This window comes from Dietzia sp. SLG310A2-38A2, assembly GCF_014145095.1.
Taxonomy (GTDB): Bacteria; Actinomycetota; Actinomycetes; order Mycobacteriales; family Mycobacteriaceae; genus Dietzia.
In genome coordinates this window covers 1,863-7,787 of the sequence record NZ_JAALDX010000462.1, presented here as the reverse complement: position 1 = coordinate 7,787, position 5,925 = coordinate 1,863, and the positions used below count along the sequence as shown (strand labels likewise).

Annotated in this window: 6 protein-coding genes and 1 pseudogene; all 7 read left to right on the top strand. The window is 70.5% G+C overall.

Annotated features, from left to right (window positions below; genetic code table 11):
* A pseudogene (locus G6027_RS15145) lies at positions 1-436 on the top strand (cytosine deaminase); the annotation flags it as partial.
* Positions 433-1,197: an ABC transporter ATP-binding protein gene (locus G6027_RS15140; protein WP_107745912.1), complete on the top strand. Its 765-nt coding sequence runs from the start codon at positions 433-435 to the stop codon at positions 1,195-1,197. The pseudogene G6027_RS15145 and the gene G6027_RS15140, both read left to right, overlap by 4 nt.
* Entirely contained in the window at positions 1,197-2,123 is a 927-nt protein-coding gene (locus G6027_RS15135) for an ABC transporter permease (protein ID WP_187702936.1), read from the top strand. The genes G6027_RS15140 and G6027_RS15135 overlap by 1 nt, the downstream gene beginning before the upstream one ends.
* Positions 2,124-2,278: 155 nt before the next feature.
* On the top strand, positions 2,279-3,460 hold the full coding sequence (locus G6027_RS15130; RefSeq protein ID WP_182637892.1) for an ABC transporter substrate-binding protein: 1,182 nt from the start codon (positions 2,279-2,281) through the stop codon (positions 3,458-3,460).
* Positions 3,461-3,497: 37 nt separating this feature from the next.
* Positions 3,498-4,826: an FAD-binding protein gene (locus tag G6027_RS15125; RefSeq protein ID WP_182637891.1), complete on the top strand. Its 1,329-nt coding sequence runs from the start codon at positions 3,498-3,500 to the stop codon at positions 4,824-4,826.
* Positions 4,823-5,683, top strand: a complete 861-nt coding sequence (locus G6027_RS15120) for a creatininase family protein (protein WP_182637890.1) — start codon at positions 4,823-4,825, stop codon at positions 5,681-5,683. Before G6027_RS15125 ends, G6027_RS15120 begins: the two co-directional genes overlap by 4 nt.
* On the top strand, positions 5,680-5,925 hold a 246-nt coding region (locus tag G6027_RS15115), incomplete at its 3' end, for a pyridoxamine 5'-phosphate oxidase family protein (protein ID WP_182637889.1). The genes G6027_RS15120 and G6027_RS15115, both read left to right, overlap by 4 nt.

The following is a 5,925-nucleotide window of genomic DNA, read 5'->3' as shown; positions in this document are numbered from 1 at the left end:
TCAGGGTCGGGCGGAGTGCACGTCTACGCCGCGCGGGCTGCCCCCCGTGCGGGCGTTGCTGGACGGCGGCGTGACCGTGGGTGCGGGCGCGGACAACGTGCGCGACCCGTTCAACCCGGTCGGTCGTTCCGACGCGATCGAGACGGCGATGTTGCTCGTCGTAGCTGCCCACCTGGACATGGACACCGCATGGCAGCTGGTCTCCGACGGCGCCCGTGACGTCATGGGGCTGCCGCCCGCCGGCCCTGTTCCCGGCCGCCGCGCCGACCTGCTGCTGGTGCGTGCGAGCGGGCTCGACGACGTGATCGCAGACGCTCCCGCGGACCGGATCGTGCTGCGGGCGGGGCGCGTGGTGTCAGCGAGGGCCGCCGTCGTCGTCGACCCGTTCCTCACACAGGCCTCAATCCGCTCGTCCGACCTCCAGGAGGCACCATGACCACCCCAGCCCGCCCCGTCCTCCGGCCGGGTAGCGAGATCCTCGGTTTCTCCGACGTCGGGGTGACCTATCCCAACGGCACCCGCGCGCTCGAGGGCGTGGACCTGCGCGTGGGGGCCGGTGAGTTCGTCAGCGTGGTGGGCCCCTCCGGCTGCGGCAAGTCCACGCTGCTCGGACTGGCCTCCGGGTTGGCGGCCCACACCGACGGCTACATGCAGACCGGCACCGACCGGGTGGGGTACGTCTTCCAGGACGCCACGCTGCTGCCGTGGCGCACGGTGGCCCAGAACGTCGAGATGCTGGCCGAGCTCGACGGGATCGGCAAGGCCGATCGGCGACGGCGGGCGCAGGAAGCGATCGACCTCGTGGGATTGTCCGGCTTCGAGCACTCCCTTCCCCGCGAGCTGTCCGGCGGCATGAAGATGCGGGTGTCGCTCGCCCGGTCGCTGACCCTCGAGCCCGAGTTGTTCCTGTTCGACGAGCCGTTCGGGGCGCTCGACGAGATCACCCGGCAGCGCCTCGGTGACGAGCTGCTGGGGCTGTTCGCGGCCAAGCGGTTCGCCGGACTGTTCATCACCCACTCGGTCGCCGAGGCCGTGTACCTGTCCACCCGGGTCGTCGTCATGTCCGGGCGCCCCGGTCGCATCGTCCACACCGTCGACGTCCCCTTCGACGTCCCCCGCGACCCCGAGGTCCGGTATTCGGCCGACTACATCAACCTCGTCGGCGAGGTTTCCCAGGCTCTGGAGGAGGCACACTGATGAACACCACCACCACCACCGCTGCCGGCAGCACCACGGCCGACACCGACACGGCCCCCGGGTCCGACACCCCGCCAACGAGCGGGGCGACCACGGTCACCGCACCAACCTCGGCCGAGACCGGGCGGCGCCGGATCTCCGCGGACGGCGCACTCGTGCGCATCGGCGGCCCGCTCGTCGTCCTGGCCGCCTTCCTGGGGCTGTGGTACTTCGTCAGCTACGTGGTGCTCGAACCCGCCCGCAGGTTCCTGTTGCCCCCGCCGCACGTCGTGATCACCGACGGTTTCCTGGGACCCAACCTCCCGGCCATGCTCGAGGCGCTGGGGCGGACAACGGTCGTGGCATTGACAGGCCTGGCGATCGCGTTCGTGATCGGGGTGGTGTGGGCGATCCTGATGAGCCAGGAGACCTGGGCGGAGCGCTCGCTGTTCCCGTACGCCGTGGTGCTGCAGTGCATCCCGATCCTCGCGCTGGTGCCGCTCATCGGTTTCTGGTTCGGTTTCGGGTTCACCGCGCGGGTGTTCGTCTGCGTGCTGATCGCCCTGTTCCCGATCGTGTCCAACACGCTGTTCGGTCTCAAGTCGGTGGACCCGGGGCTGCGGCGTCTGTTCAAGCTCCACCACGCCGGTCGGCTGACCGTGCTGCGCAAGCTCGAGGCGCCGGCCGCTCTGCCCGCCCTCTTCGAGGGTCTGCGGGTGGCGGCCGGGTTGTCCGTGGTGGGCGCTATCGTCGGCGACTTCTTCTTCAAACAGGGGGACCCCGGGATCGGCATCCTCATCGACACCTATAGAGCCCGGCTACAGTCGCCGGAACTGTTCGCCTCCATCCTGCTCGCGTCGCTGCTCGGCGTGCTGGTGTTCCTGGCCTTCGGGTTGCTCTCCCGCAAGGTGGTGGGCCGGTGGTACAACGCCGACGACCAGCGGTGACGCCGAGAGTCGCGCCACGGCTGCACCCCGCATCCGCTCGGCCTTAACCCACACCTGCCCGACCGGCAACACAACGGAAACGAAGCACCGCTTCACTATAGATATTGATCACGTCAATACGGGAGGCCGGATCCGGCCCCCGGGAGGAGACCCCCATGCGCCGCATCCACACCACCAGGACCGTGCTCTCCGTGGCCGCCCTGTGCACCCTCGGAGCCGCCACACTGACCGCCTGTGGTGGTTCCGACTCCGAGTCCACCGAGGCCGCGTCCGGCTACAGCGGGGAGATCGGGGCCGTGGACCTCAGCGAGAGCTGCCCCGCCACCGTGGTGGTCCAGACCGACTGGAATCCGGAGGCCGAGCACGGCCACCTCTACGAGCTGCTGGGACCGGATCCGACGATCGACGCCGGCGCCAAGTCGGTCTCGGGACCGCTGTTCGCCTCGGGGGAGTACACCGGCGTGGACGTGGAGATCCGTTCCGGCGGGCCGGCGATCGGCTTCCAGCAGGTCACCGCGCAGATGTACCAGGACACCGACATCATGCTCGGGTACGTGGACTCCGACCAGGCCGTGCAGAACTCCCTCAACAACCCGACGGTCGGGGTCTTCGCCCCGCTGGACATCAACCCGCAGATGATCATGTGGGACCCGGAGACCTACCCGGACGTGGCGCGCATCGCCGACCTCAAGGACGAGGGGACCCGCGTCCTGTACTTCGAGGGCAACGCGTACATGGACTACCTCACCGGCGAGGGCAGCCTGGATCCCGAGCAGGTCGACGGAAGCTATGACGGGTCGCCGTCCAACTTCGTGGCAGCGGGCGGGTCGGTGGCGCAGCAGGGTTACGCCAGCGCCGAGCCGTTCATCTATGAGAACGAGGTCGCCGAGTGGGGCAAGCCGGTGGCCTACGAGCTGCTCCACGACACCGGATACCCGATCTACAAGTCCATGATGGCGGTGCGCTCCGCCGAGCTCGAGGACAACTCGGCGTGTCTCGAGATGCTCGTGCCCGTCCTGCAGCAGGCCGAGGTCGAGTACTTCTCGGACCCGGACCGCACCAACGCGGTGATCGTCGACGCCGTCGAGCAGTTCAACACCGGCTGGGTCTACAGCGCCGAACTGGCGGACTTCGCCGTCGAGGCCATGCTCGATCGGGAGATCGTCGGCAACGGTCCCGACTCGACGGTCGGCAACTTCGACGAGGAACGACTGGCCGAGATCGTCGGGATGGTCACGGGCATCTACGAGGCCGCCGATGTCGCGATCGCCGAGGACGTGGCACCGGAAACCATCGCCACCAACCGCTTCATCGACCCGGCCATCGGGATGAACTGATCCCCCCAGTGACCACCCGATACAGGAAGGCACCCCAGTGAGCGAGACCCAGACGGCGTCGCCGACGGTCGCCACGACCCCGGACGTGGCCGGACTCGTCGAGGACCTGAGCGACCTGCTCGGCCCCGACCTCGTCCTCACCGACGACCGCAGCCTCGACAAGGCCTCCCAGGACGGCTCGTACCTCAGTCCGATCCTGCGTGCGCAGTGGCCGATCGGCCGCCCCGAGGTGGTCGCCCGGCCCACCAGCGTCGAACAGGTCCCGCCGATCGTCCGCGCCGCGGTCCGCCGCGGGGTCCCCATCACCTCACGGGGAAAGGGCACCGGCAACTACGGGCAGGTGGTCCCGCTGCACGGGGGGCTCGTGTTGGATCTGACCGCGCTGCGGGGCATCGACGACGTGGACGCGGAGGCAGGGACGGTGACCGCCGAGGCCGGCGTTCGCATGATGAGTCTGGAGAAGCGGCTCGCCCGCGACGGGTCGCAGCTGTGGATGTACCCCTCGACCGTGCAGTCCACGCTGGGGGGCTTCCTGGCCGGAGGGTCCGCCGGGACGGGCACGATCGTCCACGGCCGCAACCACGAGGGGTTCGTCGAGGCGCTCGACGTGGTCTTCGCCCACCCCGACGCCGAGATCGTGCACCTGACCGGGGAGGACGCCCAGCCGTTCGTGCACACCTACGGGGTCGCGGGGATCATCGTCCGCGCCACCGTGCGGATCGAACCCCTCCAGGACTGGCGTTGCGTCTACGCCAGCTTCGACGACCACCACGACGCCTTCGCCGTGGTCCCGCGGATCCACCGGCTCGACCCGGCCCCGCGGCTCTGCTCGGCCGACGGTGCCCACGTGGCCGGCTGCCTGCCCCCCGACGAGGCCATCCCGCCCGGTCGGGCGAGCCTCCGCACGATCGTCGACGCCTCGATCGTGGACGAGGTGAGCGCCCTGGTCACCGAGGCGGGGGGAGTGGTCGAGGCGGTGCGCAAGGGGGTCAACGAGTCCATCAAGGTCTCGACCCTGTCCTACAACCACCCCACCCACTGGTTGCAGAAGGCGGAACCGGATACGTGGTTCCACATGGAATGCCAGGGTGACGCGCTGGTGGAGCGGCTGGACGAGGTCGAGGCCGTCTACCCGGGCGGGACCCTGCACCTCGAGGCCGGCCACGGCCGGATGTTCGGAATGCTCAACGGGCACTACACCGACCCGGAGGCCGCCTACGCGGGCGTGCCGGTCCTGGAGGAGCTGGGCGTGAGGGTGCACTCACCGCACCAGTACCGCGTGGACCACGGCACCGAGGAGGTGCGGGCGCTGGCGGCCCGGACAGACCCCCACGGCCTGCTCAACCCCGGGCGGTGGGAGGAATGATCGGGCCCGCACGGCGCTATGCGGACCTGAGCACCGTCGAGGCCGCGCGGGTGGGCCGGGGCGATCCCGTGGCCGTCATCCCCGCAGGCGCGATCGAACCCCACGGCCCCCACCTGCCCCTGGCCACCGACCTGATCGTGGCCGAGGAGGTGGCCGCCCGGGCGGTGGCCGCCGCCGCTGCCGCCGCCGCTGACGGGGAGGGGACGGGCGTTGAGGGAGCGGTCGACGCCTGGCTCATGCCCGCCCTCGGGTACACCAAGAGCGACGAGCACTCCTCGTTCCCCGGAGCGATGTGGATCACCGCGGACACCCTGCTCTCCCAGGTGCGTGAACTCGGCTCGGCGCTGCGTGCCAGCGGGTTCGGCCGCGTGCTCTTCGTCAACTGCCACGGCGGCAACTCCGCCCTGCTGGAGGTGGCGCTCCGGGAACTGCGCAGGCGCAGCGGCCTGCGGACCTTCCTGTACGCCGGTCGGGCGAACCCGGGCCCCACCGAACTCGGGATGGGGATCCACGCCGGGTGGGCCGAGACGTCGATGATGCTCCACCTGCGCCCGGAACTCGTCGACATGTCCGTTGCCGAGGCCAGGGTCCCCACCGGGCTGGCCGGGTGCCAGCACATCGGCTTCACGGGGCCCGTGAAGTTCGGCTGGCTGGCCGACGACCTGTCCGACACCGGGGTGATCGGTGACCCCACCGGCGCCGACCCCGACACCGGGGCCAGGCTGGTGGCCGATCACGTGGCCACCGTGGTCGGTGCGCTCGCGGAGATCGCGGTCTTCGATCCGGCGCGTGGGGTCCCGGGCGCCGACCTCTCCGCCGACCTCGGGGCCGTCGCGGCAGCCGGAGGCGCGCGATGACGGCCGCCGAACTGCCCGAGACCTGGGCGGGCGAGGAACCCACGGCGGCGGAGGCCACCGTGCCGGAACCTGGCGATGATCCGCTGGCCGCGATGGTGGCCTGGCTCGACGTGGATCCCCGCGACCCACCACTGGGTGTACTGGCCACCGTCGACCCGGACGGCACGCCGCGGTGCCGGCACCTCCTGATCTCCGGAGTCACCCCCGACGGGCCGACCTTCCACACGGATTCGCGCTCCCAG

Coding starts and splice junctions, on each gene's coding strand:
- G6027_RS15140 (WP_107745912.1), top strand. CDS start 433: ATGACCACCCCAGCCCGCCCCGTCCTCCGGCCGGGTAGCGAGATCCTC.
- G6027_RS15135 (WP_187702936.1), top strand. CDS start 1,197: ATGAACACCACCACCACCACCGCTGCCGGCAGCACCACGGCCGACACC.
- G6027_RS15130 (WP_182637892.1), top strand. CDS start 2,279: ATGCGCCGCATCCACACCACCAGGACCGTGCTCTCCGTGGCCGCCCTG.
- G6027_RS15120 (WP_182637890.1), top strand. CDS start 4,823: ATGATCGGGCCCGCACGGCGCTATGCGGACCTGAGCACCGTCGAGGCC.